Origin of the sequence: Nostoc sp. (genome assembly GCF_036917355.1) — a bacterium.
Taxonomy (GTDB): domain Bacteria; phylum Cyanobacteriota; class Cyanobacteriia; order Cyanobacteriales; family Nostocaceae; genus Nostoc.
The window spans coordinates 130,578-150,456 of sequence record NZ_JBALDP010000045.1; the positions used below are offsets into that span (position 1 = coordinate 130,578).

The following is a 19,879-nucleotide window of genomic DNA, read 5'->3' on the forward strand; positions in this document are numbered from 1 at the left end:
TAAAGTCTTAATCAACGCAATGAAAACAATTACTTCACTTTTTAGCGAAGAACGCAACCAACTCCAGATAGATATTGATAATACAATCGGCATTGAGCAAATAGTTAAACTGGTTCAAAATCGGCTCGATAATCTCGAAAGAATTTACATTGAAAAGCTTAATTTGGCTCAAGTTCGTCTGGCTTCCTTTTTCCTGGATACGCTGCGGCAGTCTATCGCCACTCTGGCTGCGGCTAACTATGTTCAAGTTGCTCCAACAGAACAATGGCAAATTACTAATACAGGGACAAAGTTGTTTAGCAGCAGATTCATTCTGAAACTGCTAAAGGGACTAATTTATATAGGCATCTTGGGTTCGTTGTTTTCCTTAACTAAAACTACCCCAGGTGCGTGGATGGCTATCTTATTAACCTCTCTACTTATCGGACTAGAAATTGTACTTCAACTCGAATCAAACAACCAGCAAAATAATTCTATATCTGAAGGAGTATTGGAATTACCTCAACCGATTCTTCGGATTGATAGCAAAGTATTTCTAGATCATCTTGGCGATGCTCTCAACACTATTGACCTAGCAGTGGCTAGAGTAGAAGAATCAAATAAACATGAAGGCGACTTAGCAATAGAAGAACTGCCAGAGCTATTGAATTTTCTCCAAAGACTAATGGGCGCATCCAAACTTGATAAACCCCAAATGGCTTATGAACTGGCGAAACTTCTGCCACAGATTTTAATGTCTCAGGGAATTAACGCTCAAATTTACCGATCGAATAGCGATCGCGATTATTTTGACTTTGAGCCAAGTATCGACCCCGATACCAAAGAACACGTGACTCTAACACCGGCTTTGTTGAAAGGCGATCGCTTGATTAGACGCGGTAGGGTAATTGAACCAGCATATTCCTCTGCTAGAGAATAATAGACAATAAGGGTATGGAAATTTTAGAAACAATCGGTTTTGATTTGGGACACGGTGAAACGGCTGTAGCTAAAGCGATCGTGGAAAGCATCGAACCTCCCCAGATGTTGGAGATTAATAACAAGAAGAACCAAATTACAGCCCTTGGTTGGCATCCCAAACTCGGTTATCTGGTCGGCGAACAAGCATTAATTCAAGCTGGTGTTACCCAACTGACAATTTCTTTCAAGCAAAAGCCCAACAACGATCCCAAATATCGAGAAACAATTAGCACTTTTGTGGCAACCTACTACCGCCTTTTGAAAGAAAGCAAACAACTTGCAGGTGGAGAAAGTAGCTATTTTTACATTGGTTGCCCTTCAGGATGGTCAGTTAGCGATCGCACCGAATATCAAAAGCTACTTCAAGAAGCTGGCATTCACCAACTCAATGTTGTACCCGAATCGCGGGCTGCTTTCATGCAAGCCAAGGAAGCCGGGAAGTTGGAGTATGACAAACTTCTGGCATCGGTGCTAATTGTCGATATTGGTTCTTCAACCACAGATTTTACTCTGGTTAAAAGTTTAGAAGAAATCCCGATAGATTTCGGGAGTAATACTTTAGGTGCATCCCTAATTGACAAAGCTATTTTTGCCCGGACTCTCGCCAACCACGAACAAAAAGCATTACTCGAAAAAGTATTTCAGGAATATCCACATCACCAAGCTCGTTGTGAACTTGCTTGCCGCAAAGCTAAAGAAGATTACTTTTCTAATGAACAGTTATACAGCGATTCTGAATCCTTTGCGCGTGGGTTCGAGTCAATCAACGAACAGATTTATTTTATTCCCCAAGTAAATAAATTGATGATGGAGGAAATTTTAAATCAACCCTTACCTGAACTGGAAAATCATAGTTGGATTAAATCATTTCGTGACTCTTTAAAGGAGGCAAAAGAAAAGCTGGAAAAACTTGGAATCGTGCCGAAACTTTTGTTGATGACTGGCGGTGCATCTCGCATGAAGTTCACGCACATTCTTTGTCAGGAAATATTTCCCGAACCAGAAACCCTGCTTCGCCCCGATCCTGAACCAGAACGGTGCATTGCTATGGGTTTAGCAAGAGTAGGACGATGGGATCTGCGTGCTGCTGCTTTTAAGCAAGAAGTGAACAAACTGTTTACCTCGAATCAGCTTAAAGGTTTGATTGAAAGGCATATTCCAGAGTTAATCGCATCACTAACTAAGCCTTTGGCGGATGGCTTAATTGTCAACGCAGTTAAACCAGGTTTAAAAGATTGGCAAAAAAACAAAATACGGACTTTAGCCGATTTGGAAACAGCTTTGATCGGTAGGGCAGAACAGTGGCTCAAAAGCGATCGCGCCGTGCAGATAATTAATCATCAATGCGCTTTTTGGTTTAGCAATAAAATACAACCAGATTTAGCCGCACAAACCGATCCAATCTGTCGAAAGTTTCAGATACCTAGAAGCAGCTTAAGGTTCGAGGATAGTATTGACCCAACTTTTGTTAACCCAGAATTACAAATTGGAGATGCTATTCTGGCTGAGACAGTAGCATTTATCGTGAATGTAGTAATTGGTGGAGGCGCAGTGGCTAGCATCATCACTCTCATACTAACTGGACATTTAACTTGGCCGATTGCACTAGTATATGGGGCTTCGGTGATGGCAGCAGGAATGGAGCTAAATCGTAAGAGTGTTCAAGAAGTAATTAAGACAAATGTGGATGTCCCTAGTTGGATGCGTTCTAATTTTTTGAGCGACAAAAAAATTGAGAATATGTGTGAGCAAATAAAGCCTGAGTTAGAAAAAGTTCTTCAAGAGCAACTAACAGCAAATCAAGAGGCTTTTGATAAACTGATTGTTAAAGTTGAGCAAGGACTTCAAAATAGCCTTTCCACCAAGGTTCAATCTTGCATAATTCTGATCCAATAGCGGTAGTTAGTGAGCCACAACAATAACATTATTCTAAATTTTCTGCTTCCCAGTGAATTAAATATGTAAGCTGATCAAAAGTCAATGATTAAAATAATAGTTTTCTTTCTTATCATTGGGTTGATTATCGCTGGGATTTTACTCAATCCGATTCTGGTAAAAAGGCGAAGGAATCGTCTTAAACATCGTCCTTTTCCCCCACTTTGGAATGCCATTATTGAGAATAATCTTCCCATTTATCTCTGTCTTTCTCCCGATAAAATCAGACGACTTCAGGGACATATTCAAGTATTCTTAGCAGAAAAGCAATTTATTGGCTGTAGAGGATTACAGATAACGGAAGAAATGCAACTGACTCTTGCTGCTGTTGCCTGTTTGCTTCTATTAAATGAACGTGGGCAGTACTTCCCCAGACTTCGTTCAATTCTGGTGTATCCCAACGCTTATTTTGTTCAGGAAACGAATTCCGTCGGAAAATATGTTGTTGAGGAAAGGCGTGTAGCAAGACTGGGTGAATCGTGGACAAATGACCAAGTAGTAGTGTCTTGGGAACAGGTGAAACAAGACATTAATAACTGGAGAGATGGACGTAATGTTGTGCTACATGAATTTGCCCATCAGTTAGATCAAGAAGATGGTAAAGCTGAAGGAGTTCCCATACTGCAAAACAACTCAGACTATGCTATTTGGGCGAAGGTGATGACAGAAGAATATCAGCAACTTTGTAATGATGTTCTACAAGGTGCAAAGACGGTAATGGATAGCTATGGTGCAACAAATCCCGCAGAATTTTTCGCCGTAGCGACTGAGACATTCTTTGAGAAACCACACCAATTGCTGTCTAAGCATCCGGCACTTTATGAGCAACTGCAACGTTACTATCAATTAGATCCTTTGCAATGGGTGTGAACTAAGTAATTAATAAATCAGATTATGTTCAGTTAATCAACCTTCCTTCAAAATATTTTACGAATTACGAATTATTTTAACTAGGAGTTTTTCATCGCCAGAATCTTCAAAGCTACTGCTTCAGGGACGGGCATCACTGATAATCGATTTCCTTGTCTCAGCAACATTAACTCTTGGGCACTAAACTTCTCTTTGAGTATTGATAGCAAGATGGGGTTAGAAAAAGCCTCAACAAATTCCATTACAACTGTTTGCCACCGAGGCGATTCAGAACTTGATTTTGGATCGTAATATTTACTTTCTGGCTCAAACTGGGTCGGGTCAGCAATATCTTTTTTCACTACACGCATTAACCCAGCTATACCGGGAGGATTCGTGCTGGAGTGATAGAAAAAAGCTAAGTCTCCTTCATCCATAAGGCGCAAAAAGTTGCGAGCTTGATAATTGCGAACGCCGTCCCAGATAGTCTCTTTCTGCTGTTGAAGGTCAACAATGCTATAGGCTTCTGGTTCTGATTTCATTAACCAATAATTCATTTACAGAAATTATGCATATACAAAAGCATTTTAATTTTGAGTAGGTAAATAAGTTCGTAGTAAGGACTTTAGTCCTTATTTTTTAAGCACTAAAGTGCTTACTACAAGCCTTCTTGCACTAATGAATATTTGACTTAACTACGGTAAGCTATAACGGCGTAAAACGGATCTCCTCCAGCTGCACCTAACCACTGTAATAAATTTGGTAATGTTGATTTATGAGCTATAACTTCTGCGGTTGTAAATCCTGAAACTGACGCGAAATAAGCTTTGACTAATTCGACTCGCTGTGATTCTGAAGCCTCCCGCCAAGCTTGAATCGCCTTTTCAAAAAACATCCGGTTAGAAAAGCTGATGATTGCCACACCACCGGGTTTCAGAATGCGATAAATTTCGGAAAATACTGCTTCGGGATATTGCATATATTGCACAGATACGCAATTGAGAACAGCATCAAAATCTCCATCTGGTAAAGGTAGCTGCGGATTTTCGTTAAGATTTTGCACAAAGTAATGATTTAAGCGGGCATTACGTGCTAATTCCTCAGCGTTGAGTCCGTGCCCCTCCACATGGTCAAACTCTATCTCTTCTGGTAGATGAGACACCCAGCTGCTCATCATATCAAAAATGCGGGTGTTGGGTTTGAGGCGATCGCGGTATAAATCCGTTAACTGTTGAATAAATCCTTCATCGACATGGGTGACGAAGCGAGGATAGGCGTAGAACAGTTTATCGTCTGTGTCATCTAATTTCAGGCGCTGATTCGGTCTTAACTGCATAAATCTCTGTTTTGGAGTACTGTTTGCGAAATTTGCGGCAATTTCAGATATTTTTTCACAAACACTATGTAACATATTTTAATAACAGCAGGATACCTAAATAGCAGTATTCAATTTTTATCAATTCAATGTTATATAAACTACACTTCTTGCAGCATATTTGGCGACAAATCCGCCTAGTCGCATCATTACCTTATTTTAGTTTGTTAGTTTGGATACTACCCTTATTACTATTTACTTCTGGACATAATAGCTTGATGGCACATGATGAAGGGCTTTACGCATCACGTGCCCGTCTAATGTTTGATTCTGGTAATTGGATAGCTCCTTGGGAAACAGCACATCATAAAACTCCTGGCCCTTATTGGTTAATTGCCAGTTTTTACAAGCTGTTTGGTATCAGTGATACTAGTGCGCGTCTTCCTAGTATGATTGCTGGCATTTTTAGTTTGTGGCTTGTGTATGAAATTGGCAAAATTATGCTAGGCAAAAAATTAGGTTGGCTAGCTGCTGCAATTTTAAGTCTGGAATTTCTCTGGCTACAATACTCTCGCTTAAGTACACCTGATGTACCGATGGTTCTCTTGGTGCTTTTAGCTATTTTGTCTTTAATCAAAACGGAATTACATCCCAAATACCGCTCCTGGTGGAGTTTTCTAGCTGGTTTAAGTTTAGGTTTAGGCTTCTTAGTTAGAAGCTTGATGATTTTTTTGCCAATTATAGCTTTATTACCTTATTTAATTTGGGAACATCGCCGTCATCATCATCTTACTAACCCAATTTTATATTTAGGTTTTTTCGTAGGTTTAATACCAACCTGTGTTTGGCTGTGGTTAAGCTGGCTGCACTTCGGAAATAATAGTTTTGAAGAGTTACTCAAGTTTGTTGTACAACTAGGTTCTGAAGAGCGGAAGCATAATGGGCTACTATTCTATGTCTGGAATATTCCTGTAAACGCATTTCCTTGGGCTTTTTTCGGACTTGTAGGTTTGTTTTTAACTCTCCGTAGTCCCATTCCTCGTTACCAGTTAATATTAGTTGGCTTTCCACTTGTTTTATTTGTAGAAATTACTATTTTTAGCACTCGTTTATCTCACTATAGTCTTTGCCTTTATCCGTTCATCGCTTTGTTTGCATCTGTGGGTTTAAACTGGCTAGGGAATATTTATCAAATAGGAATTATCCCACAATTACCTCTTAAAAAAAGTAAAAAAAAGATATTGAACCTTTTTACAAGGAAGAATCTTCCCCGAAACCTCAGTTATAGCTTGGGTGGATTAGGTATTTTACTTGTTATAGCGAGTATTGGCATTTTTAGTTGGGGTAGTTCTGATATCCGCAAGTATGCAAGTATTGGCTTGGCTATGGGCTTGGGTTGGTTAATTTTACCTGTGGTGTGGATTGCTCGTTACCACTTTGACAAAAAGTTTCTCACAGCGCGTTATTGGATTGCAGGTTGGTTAATTCCCTGTTGGCTGGCCTTGGCGGCGATAGGTAGCATTGGTCTATTAAGTGACTATAACTCTGGTTTAAAAACTTTTTTACAACAAAGTGCGATCGCTTCAATTCTCCAATCTCATCCTACGTACTATGTGGACATGGACGCTAAAACAAAAGTATTGCTTAATTTCTATCTTCCTACTCGCCCTCAACCAGTAGTCTCTATTTCCCAAGTACCAGCTTTGAGCTATGCTTGGATCTATGCTAACCAGTCCTCTCAATTATCTCGACCTCACCGCATTATCGGCGCTGTCAAAGAGTACCAGTTGATTCAAGTTCTTCCCTAAGACATTATATTCAAGTCTTCGCTACTGCTTTGATACATTCTGTTTTGAGAAGGACTAAATTATCAGTCTCAATAACTGCACAAGAGTTAATTAATGTTGCTAAAACAGGTAGAGCCTTCTGTAAATTTGCGTTCGCTTGTTGTGCCGCTGGCTGATATTGTTGTAGCCAAGTGTTTTTAGTTATATATTCTGGAAGGAATGCAGAACGTTCTAATAACCAAAAAGTTACGTGGTATTTTTGAATAAAGTCTTTAATCTGATTAATATCATCAGTATATTGGGCATTAATCAGGTCAATCATCCGCTGGTGAAATTGAGCGTAATATTTTGTATGGATCGGTAATGCATATTCTTTACCCACCAAAATTGTTCTTTGAGCAAAGATGGGTATGTTATCTGCTTCTTGGGAAGTAGAGGCTATGACAATATTTTGCGGTTGCTTTTGCAAAAAATTATATAATGTTGGGGCTTGACCTTCTAAATAAGGGGTTTTGGGAAAAACTTTTAAGCTACTAGGGTACAAAACGAGTCCTGCACCAAGGATCGAAATAGTCCCCAAGATTAAAATTTGTCTGCCATTTTGTCTCGACCATCGAAATGTAGCATCTAAAATTAAGGTAATAGAGATTGCTGCTGCAAGAGCAAGTACTATCTTAAAAGTATGATGGGTATAGCGGCTAGGCCAGTGCAGTTTAAAAGCTAAGGCATGGGCAGTAAAAAACATGATTAGACTAGCTATTACTACCTGTAGTAATAGTTTGACTTCATCCTTTACTTGTTTGGTTAGAAGAAAGTGAGACTGGAATTTCAGGATAATTGGTAATAATAAACCAAATAATAGTTGAGGAGGTGCAATTAAAGCAAAAAAACCGCTATCTCTACCATCAAACCAATAACTAATAATATTATGAGTAAAATACCTGAATCTTCCTCCATCCCAGTACTCTGGCATAGTTCTCGCAACAGCAGCAGTAATTGTCGGGCCAAATTGTGATGATTGAATAGTATAAGGTAAAATTAGGATGCCAGCAGTTATAGTGGCTGCTACAAATAAAATAAAATCTTTTCGGTTATGAGAAATAGTTATCTGCCCATTCTGCCAGCGAAATAGTCTCAAAAGTAAAATTAATAAATTGATAAAACCTATGATAGGGTATATTAAAAATTGAAGCGCAAATACAATTAATATGCCAAATACAGAAGAGCGTATTAAATAATATATAAAGGCTAAAACCAGGGGATAAATAAAATCTCTAGGTGTAGCAGAAAATAGGTCATCATGAAGGCAAAGGCTTTGATTTAAAAGTAAAGAGGCGATAAATCCTACCATTGGTACTGGTAATATCTCCATAGAAACTACAAAGCAATAGCTAGTTGTAATTAGTCCCAGTACTAATGGAAAAATTTTGCCAAATAAAATTGGATCTATATTTAAAGCTGCAATTATTTTATAAACAATACCATACCCAATTGGTGTCACTGACTGAAAATAATCAGCAATTAAATCCCCAGGAAATAAATCTGGGTTAAAGTAACGATAGATCCAAGAAATATATTCTCGTGCATCGTCGCTCACTATATATTTGCTGGTGAAAGCTTGTCGCAGCCCCATCAAAATATAACCAACAGCAAAAGTTAGGCTAAGAATGTACCAAAAAATAACAGTCAATCTAGATTGATTTTGTTTGCTGTTTTGAGTAATAGGTGCTGTTAAAACTTTTTGTAATCGTGAAATTAGCATTGTACGCGTCTATGTCTGAAAAAATGATGTTAATTAGGAAAATCAAAAGCTTTTTTCAATTTTTCTGATTGTACAATCTTTAAGTACTGAGCGGTAATTTATAAAACCAATAATTCTAGCAACGCTCTGTTTTTTACCCAGAACGAAAGGTCATGAAAGCCGAACTGTCTAGATTAAAAGGATGGGGTGTCGCTTACCCATGCAAGATTTCAGCTAAAATTTATGCAATGTGCCAAGTTTAATGTGACAAATCATTGTAGCCGTTCAGGGGTGTACCGAGAGAACGATCGCTCCATTCTCAGCCTACCTAATATGTGCAAATTGACAAGAAAACCCAAGTAATGCTCGATTTATATCTTCCCATTCATGCTCAACAAGTAGCCTCTATTTCGCAAATACCAGTTTTGAGCTATGCTTGGATCTATGCTGACCAGTCCCCTAAATTACCTCGGTCTTACCATATTCTTGGTGTTAATTCAAGTTCTTCCCTAAGATAGATGTAAAGTAACTATTGCTAAAAAATATTAATTTAGTTATAATATTACGTACACTAAGTATTTTGCTAAATGGTTTCTACATCTAATCACTCCCCAACTTTAGAGTCGTGGCAGCAAAATCTGGCACCATACAATTTGGGCTACAGAATCAAATTAGTCTCACAACTGCTCAGTCGCAAGTTTACTGAGAAGCTAGAACCTTTTGGATTGACGCCATTTCACTGGTTAGTGTTGTGCTGTCTTTGGCAAGAAGATGGTTTACCTACTTCTAGTATTGGGGACAAACTCAAACAAGTGGGAGGGACTTTAACAGGCGTACTAGATCGGATGGAAGAACGCGGTTTAGTGCGTCGAGAACGCGACACTCAAGATCGCCGCATCTGGCGCATCTGGCTAACGGATGCAGGTAAGGAACTAGAAGCTGTTTTACCGCCAATCGCCGCAGCCGTGCGTGATGAAGCAATGGATGGTATTTCCTTTGCCGACCGAGAACTGTTTTCCCAAATCTTGAATCGAGCGATCGCTAACCTGTCTTAAAGATGATTTTATAATCACCCGACCGGGGGAGGCAGTGTAAAGATATGTTTTGGGATAATATTACGCATACTAAGGAAATAAGAATTTTTTTCAGGTGATATTACGCATTCTAAATAAACGACTATTAATCAAGTTATTGAACGAACAAGCGAGGTAAGAATCATGGGTGCTAGTAGTTTTAACGGACGCAACGGACACAAGACCATAATTTTAGAAAAAGAAGTGATTCCTGATTTAGAGACTTTAGAAACTGTCACCACAGAGACACCCGCAACAGCAGAAGCACCTGTCGTAACTCCTGAGATCGAGAAAGAAGTTCCACCGAAACGGAAAAGACCGACTGGTTTAATTTTGGCAGGATTAGGTGTGGGCGCGATCGCCGCAAGTACTTTTGGTTATCACTACTGGCAATACGCCTCCACCCACCAGGAAACAGACAACGCCACCGTTGCGGGAAACATTCACCAAGTTAGTAGTCGCATTCCCGGAACAGTAAGTGAAGTGCTGGTGAATGACAACCAACTGGTACAACCGGGACAATTGTTGGTGAAGTTAGACCCACGGGACTATCAAAGTAAGGTGCAACAGGCACAAGCCGCCCTCGAAAATGCTCGTGGTCAAGCGCAAGCCGCTCAAGCAAATATTGCTTTAAGTTCACAAACCACCACTGGTAAGACAACTCAAGCACAAGGAGATGTCAGTGGTGCAGTAGCAGCAATTTCTACAGCCCAAGCAGCAGTACAAGAAGCCCAAGCTGGGATTCCCGCCGCCCAAGCAGCAGTCCAAGAAGCCCAAGCTGGGATTCCCGCCGCTCAAGCGCAGGTAGCCCAAACAAACGCGAATTTGGAAAGAGCACAAGCAGATTACAATCGTTACAACGAATTGTATAAAACAGGTGCGATTCCTCGTCAGCAATTAGATACAGCGAAGGCTGCTTATGATGTGGCGACCGCACAGAAAAACGCTGCGATTCAGGGAGTACAACAAGCTCAAGCCAAGTTAGCTTCTGCTAAAGTTGGTGTCGCCAAAGCCCAATCTCAATTAGCACAAGCGCAAGAAAATGTCACCAACGCCCAAGCTAAATTAGCAGCATCTAAGGGAGGATTGCAACAAGCTACCGCAGGCGGACAAGATACCACAGTTAAGCGTAGTCAATACGAAGCGGCAAAAGCAGCGATCGCCCAATCAGAAGCATCGCTAAAAGACGCGCAATTGCAACTATCCTATGTAAATGTTACCGCCCCCAGTGCCGGACGGGTAGGTAGGAAAAATGTGGAAGTTGGCAACCGCGTCGCAGTAGGAACACCATTAATGGCGATCGTGGATAACAGCTATTGGGTAGTTGCGAACTTCAAAGAAACTCAATTAGAAAAGATGCGCCCAGGAGAGCCAGTAGAAATCAAGCTGGATAGTTTCCCTCATCACACCTTTATTGGTCGTGTTGACAGTATTTCGCCAGCTTCCGGCGCTCAGTTTGCCTTATTGCCACCGGATAATGCTACAGGTAACTTTACTAAAGTTGTCCAACGCATTCCAGTAAAAGTAGTTTTCGACCAAAAGAGCATTCAAGGATACGAATCGCGGATTACTCCTGGGATGTCTGCGGAGGTTGCGGTGGAAGTCAAGTAATATGATGTTCGGTAAATTGCCCATAACCCCAAGAACCCCACCCCCCAGCCTCTCCCCGCCTGCGGGGAGGGGAGACAAAGCGTAGCTTTGGCGGGGTGGGGTTCTTGGGGTTTAGTAAGTAATCAATCGGACATCATTCATAATACGAAATTGGCTGCAAACAGATTGAAAAACCTCCTTCTATCTATGACATTCTCCTACATCTAAAGAGAGGCGTATAGAGATGAGGTGAGATGATATCTATGAAAGCAGATTGGTATAAAACAAGCCTGAGATGAAAAAACCGCTACTACCTGCATTAAGGTCAAGAAACTACCAGCTGTTTTTTGCTGGGCAAGGTATTTCCCTAATTGGGACGTGGATGACACAACTTGCCACAATTTGGCTAGTTTATGACTTGACAAAATCCCCATTAATGCTAGGAGTTGTGGGATTTTCTAGTCAAATTCCTAACTTTTTTTTAGCTCCTTTTGGCGGAGTATTTGTAGATCGCTTTTCTCGGTATCGTACCTTAATTGGTACGCAAATCTTGGCGATGATTCAATCATTAACATTAGCAGCGCTGGCGTTAACTGGAGTGATTGAGGTATGGCACATCATCGCCTTGAGTTTGTTGCAAGGATTTATTAATGCCTTAGATGCGCCAGCCCGCCAAGCTTTTGTGCCAGAATTGGTTGAACGCAGAGAAGATTTAGCCAATGCGATCGCTATTAATTCTACAATGGTCAATGGTGCTAGATTAATTGGCCCTGCGATCGGGGGTTTATTAATTGCTGGCGTTGGAACTGGGTATTGTTTTTTAATTGATGGTTTGAGCTACGTTGCTGTAATCGCCGCTTTATTGGCGATGAAAGTTAAACCGTGGAAAAATGTCGTAACTGACGGTAATCCCTTGCAAAAAGTTAAAGAGGGATTTATATATGCCTTTAGCTTCCCACCCATTAGAGCCGTTCTATTGCTATCAGCTTTAGTCAGCTTGATGGGACTGCAAAACACTATTCTTGTCCCAGTTATTGCCGAACAAGTTCTCAAAGGTGGTGCAGAAAGTTTGGGATTTTTGATGGCAGCATCTGGAGTTGGAGCTTTAACTGGTGGTATTTATCTAGCTACTCGCCAAACAATCTTGGGAATTGGGAAATTGATTGCGTTAGCTCCAGCAATTTTAGGAACTGGTTTAATTGCCTTTTCTTTATCTAGATTTTTACCACTCTCTTTATTTACAATGTTATTTGTTGGCTTAGGAACAATTCTCCAGATTGCAGCTAGCAACACATTTTTACAAACCATTGTTGAAGACGACAAACGTGGGCGATTGATGAGCTTATACACAATGTCATTTTTGGGAATGATTCCCGTGGGTAATTTATTAGGAGGTTTCCTAGCAAGTCATATTGGCGCTCCAAATACTTTAATTATTGATGGCATAGCTTGTCTTTTAGGGTCAATCATTTTTAGCAGACAGTTACCTGCTTTAAGGAAAATAATGCGTCCAATTTATGAGCAAAAGGGCATTCTTACGGCTCCAGAAGTTTAAGATAAATAACCGCACTTAAATTTATATTTATCTTAATTGGGCTTTCTGTAGTAATTATTTTTTAATTTTTAGCGTTGCTGATTCAAGCTCATGCAGGGGCAAAGAAAATATTGGTATAAGATTTAATAATAAAGTTTTTTGCTACTTAACCTTGAAACTGGAACAAAGTTATGGCTAATACAGGTGTAATTCGTCAGCAAGGGCAAAATCCTGCTTTACCACCAGAGCGTGTACCGCTAAGAACCTGGATTGGTGTATTAGCCAGTATGCTTGGTGCATTTATGGCGGTATTAGATATTCAAATCACTAATGCTTCTCTGCAAGATATTCAAGCAAGTTTAGGAGCAACTCTCGAAGAAGGTTCTTGGATTTCTACCGCGTATCTCGTAGCAGAAATTGTGGTAATTCCTCTAACAGGATGGTTATCACGGGTGTTTTCATTGCAGCGTTATCTGTTAGTGAATACTGCACTATTTATTTTCTTTTCTATCTGCTGTGGTTGGGCGTGGAATCTTAATTCCATGATTTTCTTTCGCGCTTTACAAGGTTTTAGCGGAGGAGTACTAATTCCCACCGCGATGACAGTTGTATTAACAACTTTACCCCAATCAAAACAATCAGTCGGACTGGCTGCATTTGGGTTTAGTGCAGTTTTTGCACCCTCAATTGGCCCAACATTAGGAGGTTGGTTAACAGAAAATTTTGGTTGGGAATACAACTTTTATATAAATGTAATTCCAGGCGCATTAATGCTAGCTGGTGTTTGGTATGGAATTAAGCAAGAAAAACCCCAAATCAGTTTACTTAAACAAGGTGACTGGTGGGGAATTATTGCAATGGCTATTGGCTTAGGTTCTCTGCAAGTTGTTTTAGAAGAAGGTAGCCGCAAAGATTGGTTCGGTTCACCGTTGATTGTGCGCTTAAGTGTAATTGCGGCAATTTTCTTGGCAATATTTTTCTTTATAGAATTAACTCGGAAGCAACCATTTATTAATTTACGGCTTTTATCTAGGCGTAACTTTGGTTTAGCCAGTATTGTTAATGTGTCGTTGGGAGTAGGATTATATGGTTCAATTTATATTTTACCGTTGTATCTCGCCCAAATTCAAAAATACAATGCTCTGCAAATCGGTGAAGTATTGATTTGGGCTGGTATTCCCCAACTATTTATTATTCCCCTCATCCCGAAATTGATGCAACGTATTGACGTGCGTTTCATGGTAGCTTTTGGTGTGACTTTGTTTTCCATCAGTGCATTTATGAACTCTGGAATGACTAATGAAACAGGGTTAGATCAATTACGCTGGTCGCAATTTGTGCGTGCAATGGGACAACCCTTAATTATGGTGCCGCTTAGTTCTATTGCTACTGCTGGTTTGAATCCGAAAGAAGCAGGTTCGGCAAGTGGTTTATTTAATATGATGCGGAATCTGGGCGGTTCTATCGGAATTGCTTCTTTAGCGACTTTATTAGCAAATAGAGAGCAATTTCACTCGAATAGATTGGGTGATGGAGTATCTTTATATAACCCAGAAACTCAACAGCGAATTGACCAAATGACGCAGTATTTTATTAGTCGCGGAGCAGATTTAAGTACAGCCCAAAATCAAGCGATCGCATCTATATCCAATATAGTCCGCAGGGAAGCATTTGTAATGGCTTTTAACGATTGTTTCTACTTTATTGGGATTGCATTATTACTCAGTGGAATTGCTATTTTATTCCTCAAAAAGGTTAAGCCAACTGGTGGCGCTGTCGCTCATTAGATTTGTGTCGTATGGGTTAAAATGTTTGATAAAACTACTAAGGTACTAAAATGGTCATTAGCCAAAGTGAGTACTATATCTCTCCAGAAGAATATTTAGAAGGCGAGAAAGTAAGTGAAATCAAACACGAGTATATTGATGGGCAAGTATACGCAATGGCAGGAGCGAGTGATGCTCATGTCACTATAGTAGGAAACTTGTTTTCCCTAGTGCGAAACCATCTCCGGGGTGGTGGATGCCGTGTCTATATGTTAGATATGAAAGCACAAATCGAGGCTATAAATCGCTATTTTTATCCCGATGTAATGGTGACTTGCGATACACGAGATAAAGAATTTGAATATTTTAAGTGCTATCCTTCCTTAATTATTGAAGTGCTTTCTGAATCAACCGAAGGCTATGACAGAGGGAAGAAATTTGCTAGTTATCGACACTTAGAATCACTACAAGAATATGTGCTAATTTCACCAGATAGAATGAGTGTAGAATGCTTCCGCCGCAATGAGGAAGGACATTGGGTACTTTACCCTTATGAAAAAGGAGAAGAAGTGCATTTAGCTAGCGTTGATCTTCGTTGTGCGATCGCAGAAATATATGAAGATGTAATATTGGTAGATGAAAATATTTCCTAATCTAACATTTCTGGATCAATTCCTAAAGCGTTAAGTTGATCAGCAGAGAGCGATCGCAATTTCTCTACAATTCTCTCTCGTTTTTGTCGCTCAACTTCCGCCCTTTCTCGTTCAATCACAGCACGTTCCTCACCCGTTAGCAATAAATTTCCTTGTGCATCCCACCACCGCAACCAAGGTAACTCTGCATTCTGATAAAATCCTTGCCAGATTCCTAACTCTACACCCATAGGAGCAATTGGGTAATGTTCTCGTTCATTGGGTTGCATCAGTTGATAAGTATTATCAACTAGGTGGTAAACTTCCACTTGTGCTTTTGCTACTTCATAAATTCCATAATAAGGCACTCGAATTGCCTGCTCATAAACCCAAAATTTACCAACATTTCCACCTTCCCCTTGAGATGGCGGTGTGTTATTTCGTTCTTCTGAACCATCTCCAGAGACAAATTCAATCACAATTAGGGGTGCAACATACTCCTTCCACAGCACATAAGAACGGCGCATTTTACCGTTAAGTGTCGGTGGGACATTGGGTATATAAAACCAGTCTGGTGCTTCAGCCCCTTTCTCAGGAGGATCTGTCAATCGCCAGTAGATACCAGAATCTTGTCCGATACAATATTGACCATCAGGATGAAGTTGCTCTAGAACAGGTTTAATTGAATCTGTGATTAAAATGCTTTGCGGATGCTCCTGAAGATTTTTCACAAATGTACCGTCTGAGTCTGGTAACTGAGTGTGATCGGGTAAAGTTAATGCCGATAGGGAAGTCATAGGCACAACCAAGATTATATTTGTATTTTATTTATTATCTCAATAAATCTAACAAACTTTGTTGCCGTACTAGGAAGACGAGAACTCAAAGTTTGCGATGACCAAACACTCATTTTTTTCCTTGCAAGATATTGTTAAGTGAATGTTTTATTTCCACAGAGGCTAAATGCAGACTAGACTCTTTTAAATAACTTATCAAGCGTGCATCAAGGTCAACGACTACCCTTCCTCCTCGATTTTTCTCTACCTGTCGCCAGACATCATAGCCCATCAGAATTGCCTTCTCCCAATCACCCAGCGAACATTGAGAAACTTCTAAATGGGATGTCATATTTTTGATAGTCTTTAATAGTTGGTAATCTAATGTTGAAACGCCTTCTAAGAAACCGTGATTTTTTGCATAGCCAAATACGAGTGCTGATATACCTTCTTCAATAGCTACTGCACGACCGCCGTCTTCAACTTCGTCAATACTAAAATTACTTTTACGCTTACGTTTAAGCATACCACGAGTAACAACAGACCAACCTAAAACTGCGGCGTAGGAAAAATGGAAAATATCATGAAAGCGGTAGCCATCGCTTGTATAGGAATTATCGGTGAGGTCATTTCCAATTTGTTGTTTGTTGATAAATGCCTTCATTTTGATTGAGTTATCTTTGCTTACCTCCGTAATTTCTACTTCAAACTGTCGTGGTAAACTTTCATTTTTGGGAAAATCATTGTCGAATATATAGATTGTAGCTTTATCATCTATCTGTGCTGAATCTCTCCATCCCCAACGGTCACGGCACTTTCTCAGATTATCTTCCGCAATCTCTTCCAAATTAAGGTTAAACTTGCTTGCAAAGTTGGAAATATACCAAAGCATATCTCCCAATTCTTCTGCAATGCCTTCTTTAAACAGTTTGTGTGCTTCACCGTCGCGTAAATGTTTCTTATACTCAGTCATCAATGAACCAACTTCACCTACTAAACCTAATAGCGGTATAATTAATTCAGTACCTTCCACAGCAGGAATCTGGTCTGTATTCAGTGCTTGTCTTTGATAGTCAGAAAAATTCATAATGAAATTCCTTTAATTTAAAAGTTATTGATTATAGCGATTTTTATATGGATAAAATACAAATATGCTCATGCTTAAAAAGCATTGCTATTAAAGTTTTTAATTCAGCTATATTTGTAGGGAACAGTTAGGGAAAATAATTAGTTTTGTACTATCTTCAACTTTAAGATATAGCGGATGGTTTGGGTATCCCTTCTTTGTTAGCTTTAAGCAGTGAAGAGTTTTTTTATCAGAAATTAGACTTAAAACTTCTTTGTCACGGTCACAGTTTTTTTTGGGATACTTACTTGAACCCCATGCCAAAATAATTAAGTTAGCGCGTTCTGTTGCTGATTTAATATAAGAGTTATTTTCTGAACCCACAGGGTCATCTACTTGACGAAGTTCACGAGGTTTTGGAGTAATATAAGCAAATAGATTTACCACTTCAAGAGAACCATAATCCCAATGGTGAGCAAACTTAATGCATTTATTGAGAGTAGGATCATCTTGATTATCATCAGCCTTACTTGGGTTAAGCATCACAAAAGTAACTTGCGGCAAATTTGCATCCCATCTACGTCCTAGTAAGTAGCGATACTTTCTAGTGACATCGATATTGGCATATTTTTCCATATCAATCTACTTGATTTTGAATTCCTGCTGATTTATAGTACCCAGTCTGATGAAAATAAGCACAACTGTTGAGAATTTTCTATTTGTGTATTTTGTAAAGCTTTTGATTTTTTACTCTTATTACTTTTATAGTTAGATTGAGACTCTTGCTCATAAGTTTTATCTAGTTTTGATACATCTTCTGGAATTATAGAAGTTGCTTTTAGAATCGAATCTAATTCCAAAGATAATTGCCGATAATTACTCTTATTGAGTTGTTGCAAATCAGAAATATCTAATCGTGGTAATCTCTGTGATAAAGTTACTTGAACTTTATCATTAATACACCATTTAGGGGGATAAAAATAATCAATTGCTTGAGGGGTTGAAGTAAATTTTGATTTTATCTTTTTGCGATTACTTTTCAACTCTGGAAATGCTCCTCGGCAGTATTTATCAGTTTCACAAAAAAGATTTTGACAGTCTATAGCTTGTAATGGACGACCCCAGAGTGATTGAAAATTTAACCCCAAACGCTGAAACTCTTTTTCTTGGTTTTCAGTCATCCAATGAATTACATCAGTATACGTTTTACCATCTGTATCAACGAAACACTTACTAATACCACGTTCGGCTCCTGGGCCTGCTATAGTAAAACTGTTTTCGTCAAAGTTGATAATTTCACTATAATTAATATCTGTCGCTAATTGGTAAGCCATAAACTTACCTAGCAATGGATATTCTTGAATAATCTGAAAAACATCTTCAAATTTTTTAGCTTTGACTATGCGATTATCTACCCTATCTTGGACAACCATTTTATCAATTAATGCCAAATGATTCTGGTGCTTCTTATCATAACCAAACTCTTTACTGGCACAAGACATATATGCACTAGTGTAAATAACATATCCAATATTCATAGCCTCTTCTAATATATCTGAATATGCATTTGAGTTGAAATTAGACAGTGTAATATAATCTCCTATTTTATTCTCTAAATATTCCCATGTTTCTATTTTATTAAAAATTTTAAATAGTAGAATACGTAAAACTACTTCTTCTTGATTTTGGCTCCTATTCTGATCGTAAATTACGTTTTTGATCAGATATTGTGAAACGCGATCGCTTGCTCGATATGCATTACAAAATTTATAAGTATTAATAATCGGGTCACTCGTCCACGGTGGTGGTAAGTTGTTAATCTTGTTGAAAAATACTTCCTGGCGCATAGCAGCAAATCGCCAATAAGTATCAAAAATTTCTTGTCTTACTTGCATACACGGTTCTCCTAGTTTATCACCATCAGTTTCAAACCTGTTTTTTATTCATAAGCGAAGATTATGCGGCAGTTGTCGCATAATCTTCGTATCCGATCGCATTTCTAGCAAAGCATCCTTATAGCCGATCGCAGCAATTCTTCTTAACTTTTATCCACTGAATAATATGATTTTCAGGAAACACTAGGATCTTCAGCAGTTTTGATCTCTTTTAAAATTCGCTCTACTTGGTTAACTTTTTCACCTCTATTCTGTTCTTTGAAAATATTTAAAGCTTTCTCTAAAGAAGATAGTGCCTCGTCTTTTTTATTTGTTTGCCACAATGCTATTGCAAAATTGGTCAGCCCTTCGCCATAATTAGGATTAATTTCCAGAGCTTTTTTATATTCAGTAATAGCTTCTTGCCAGCGACTTTGGCTTGCGTAAACAATACCGATCGCATTGTAAGCTAGAGCGTATTTTGGCTTGAGGCGAATGGCTTCTCGATAGGAACTAATTGCATCTTCTGGTTTCTTTTGCCGAAAAAGTACATTTCCCAGTTGAAAGTGTCCGAAGGCATCGTCTGGGAATTTTTTAATTAATTTGCGTAAACTTTCCTCTGCACCTGTTAAGTCTCCCTGACTAAATAAACCATTGGCTTGTTGCAGGAGTTGCGATCGCTCTGGTGCATCTGTACCTGAAGCTTGTGCTATTTTTTGTGATTGTCTCTGTGCAGACTGTTCTGACGAATGTAAAGAAACTTGTCCAGGAACCGCTAAGACTAATGGTGATATCCCCATTACACTGATAATACTCAGCATCATGCAGCCAATAGGTTGAACAAATGCTGATTTGGATTTGCACTTCACCTTCATCGCCCTGAATGCCTCAATAATGTTCTAATCTTTATGATAAATTAGCCTGCGTTAGCGCGTAATGCATCACAAGACAGACGGTAAGGGCAGCATATATGTGCGCCCC

General features: G+C 39.2%; 17 protein-coding genes. 9 read left to right on the forward strand and 8 right to left on the reverse strand.

Annotated elements, in window-relative coordinates:
• Nucleotides 1-19: 19 nt before the first annotated feature.
• The 3 genes from V7K53_RS13320 to V7K53_RS13330 all read left to right on the forward strand — a co-directional run bounded on the left by V7K53_RS13320 (nucleotide 20) and on the right by V7K53_RS13330 (nucleotide 3,765).
• Nucleotides 20-919, forward strand: a complete 900-nt coding sequence (locus V7K53_RS13320) for a hypothetical protein (RefSeq protein WP_335197961.1) — start codon at nucleotides 20-22, stop codon at nucleotides 917-919.
• A 14-nt stretch (nucleotides 920-933) separates the two neighbouring features.
• The gene (locus tag V7K53_RS13325; protein ID WP_335197962.1) at nucleotides 934-2,856 is read left to right on the forward strand and encodes an Hsp70 family protein; all 1,923 of its coding nucleotides are present in this window, start codon (nucleotides 934-936) and stop codon (nucleotides 2,854-2,856) included.
• 84 nt (nucleotides 2,857-2,940) lie between these two features.
• Nucleotides 2,941-3,765: a zinc-dependent peptidase gene (locus tag V7K53_RS13330; RefSeq protein ID WP_335197963.1), complete on the forward strand. Its 825-nt coding sequence runs from the start codon at nucleotides 2,941-2,943 to the stop codon at nucleotides 3,763-3,765.
• An 80-nt stretch (nucleotides 3,766-3,845) separates the two neighbouring features.
• On the opposite strand, the gene V7K53_RS13335 is transcribed toward V7K53_RS13330, so the two are convergent.
• The gene (locus tag V7K53_RS13335) at nucleotides 3,846-4,301 is read right to left on the reverse strand and encodes an EVE domain-containing protein (protein WP_335197965.1); all 456 of its coding nucleotides are present in this window, start codon (nucleotides 4,299-4,301) and stop codon (nucleotides 3,846-3,848) included.
• Nucleotides 4,302-4,435: 134 nt separating this feature from the next.
• Nucleotides 4,436-5,080, reverse strand: coding sequence for a class I SAM-dependent methyltransferase (locus V7K53_RS13340; protein WP_335197966.1), 645 nt, complete (start codon nucleotides 5,078-5,080; stop codon nucleotides 4,436-4,438).
• A 128-nt stretch (nucleotides 5,081-5,208) separates the two neighbouring features.
• Between V7K53_RS13340 and V7K53_RS13345 the strand changes: the two genes are divergently transcribed.
• Complete coding sequence (locus tag V7K53_RS13345) at nucleotides 5,209-6,867, forward strand: ArnT family glycosyltransferase (protein ID WP_335197967.1); 1,659 nt, start codon at nucleotides 5,209-5,211, stop codon at nucleotides 6,865-6,867.
• Between the two features lie 10 nt (nucleotides 6,868-6,877).
• Here V7K53_RS13345 and V7K53_RS13350 read toward each other — a convergent pair whose 3' ends face one another.
• On the reverse strand, nucleotides 6,878-8,608 hold the full coding sequence (locus V7K53_RS13350; RefSeq protein WP_335197969.1) for a hypothetical protein: 1,731 nt from the start codon (nucleotides 8,606-8,608) through the stop codon (nucleotides 6,878-6,880).
• A gap of 566 nt (nucleotides 8,609-9,174) precedes the next feature.
• Here V7K53_RS13350 and V7K53_RS13355 point away from each other — a divergent pair.
• From V7K53_RS13355 to V7K53_RS13375, 5 genes are all read left to right on the forward strand, one after another.
• Nucleotides 9,175-9,642 carry a MarR family winged helix-turn-helix transcriptional regulator gene (locus tag V7K53_RS13355; protein WP_322692702.1) on the forward strand — a complete coding sequence of 156 codons (468 nt, stop codon included), beginning with the start codon at nucleotides 9,175-9,177 and terminating at the stop codon, nucleotides 9,640-9,642.
• Between the two features lie 162 nt (nucleotides 9,643-9,804).
• Nucleotides 9,805-11,271 carry an HlyD family secretion protein gene (locus V7K53_RS13360; RefSeq protein ID WP_335197971.1) on the forward strand — a complete coding sequence of 489 codons (1,467 nt, stop codon included), beginning with the start codon at nucleotides 9,805-9,807 and terminating at the stop codon, nucleotides 11,269-11,271.
• A gap of 274 nt (nucleotides 11,272-11,545) precedes the next feature.
• Nucleotides 11,546-12,805 (forward strand): MFS transporter, encoded by a 1,260-nt coding sequence (locus V7K53_RS13365; RefSeq protein ID WP_335197973.1) that lies wholly within the window; start codon nucleotides 11,546-11,548, stop codon nucleotides 12,803-12,805.
• 170 nt (nucleotides 12,806-12,975) lie between these two features.
• Nucleotides 12,976-14,571, forward strand: coding sequence for a DHA2 family efflux MFS transporter permease subunit (locus tag V7K53_RS13370; RefSeq protein WP_335197975.1), 1,596 nt, complete (start codon nucleotides 12,976-12,978; stop codon nucleotides 14,569-14,571).
• Between the two features lie 50 nt (nucleotides 14,572-14,621).
• Complete coding sequence (locus V7K53_RS13375; protein ID WP_335197976.1) at nucleotides 14,622-15,203, forward strand: Uma2 family endonuclease; 582 nt, start codon at nucleotides 14,622-14,624, stop codon at nucleotides 15,201-15,203.
• Here the strand turns inward: V7K53_RS13375 and V7K53_RS13380 are convergent.
• The 5 genes from V7K53_RS13380 to V7K53_RS13400 form a co-directional block, all read right to left on the reverse strand.
• A complete protein-coding gene (locus V7K53_RS13380; RefSeq protein WP_335197978.1) occupies nucleotides 15,200-15,979 on the reverse strand; it encodes a Uma2 family endonuclease in 780 nt (259 codons plus the stop codon). The two genes, V7K53_RS13375 and V7K53_RS13380, sit on opposite strands and share 4 nt — an antisense overlap.
• A gap of 109 nt (nucleotides 15,980-16,088) precedes the next feature.
• Nucleotides 16,089-17,045, reverse strand: coding sequence for a nucleoside triphosphate pyrophosphohydrolase family protein (locus V7K53_RS13385; protein WP_335197980.1), 957 nt, complete (start codon nucleotides 17,043-17,045; stop codon nucleotides 16,089-16,091).
• A 108-nt stretch (nucleotides 17,046-17,153) separates the two neighbouring features.
• On the reverse strand, nucleotides 17,154-17,660 hold the full coding sequence (locus V7K53_RS13390; protein ID WP_335197981.1) for a DUF1643 domain-containing protein: 507 nt from the start codon (nucleotides 17,658-17,660) through the stop codon (nucleotides 17,154-17,156).
• A gap of 32 nt (nucleotides 17,661-17,692) precedes the next feature.
• Nucleotides 17,693-18,919 (reverse strand): nucleotide kinase domain-containing protein, encoded by a 1,227-nt coding sequence (locus V7K53_RS13395; protein ID WP_335197982.1) that lies wholly within the window; start codon nucleotides 18,917-18,919, stop codon nucleotides 17,693-17,695.
• A gap of 173 nt (nucleotides 18,920-19,092) precedes the next feature.
• The gene (locus V7K53_RS13400; protein WP_335197983.1) at nucleotides 19,093-19,773 is read right to left on the reverse strand and encodes a tetratricopeptide repeat protein; all 681 of its coding nucleotides are present in this window, start codon (nucleotides 19,771-19,773) and stop codon (nucleotides 19,093-19,095) included.
• Between the last annotated feature and the right edge of the window lie 106 nt (nucleotides 19,774-19,879).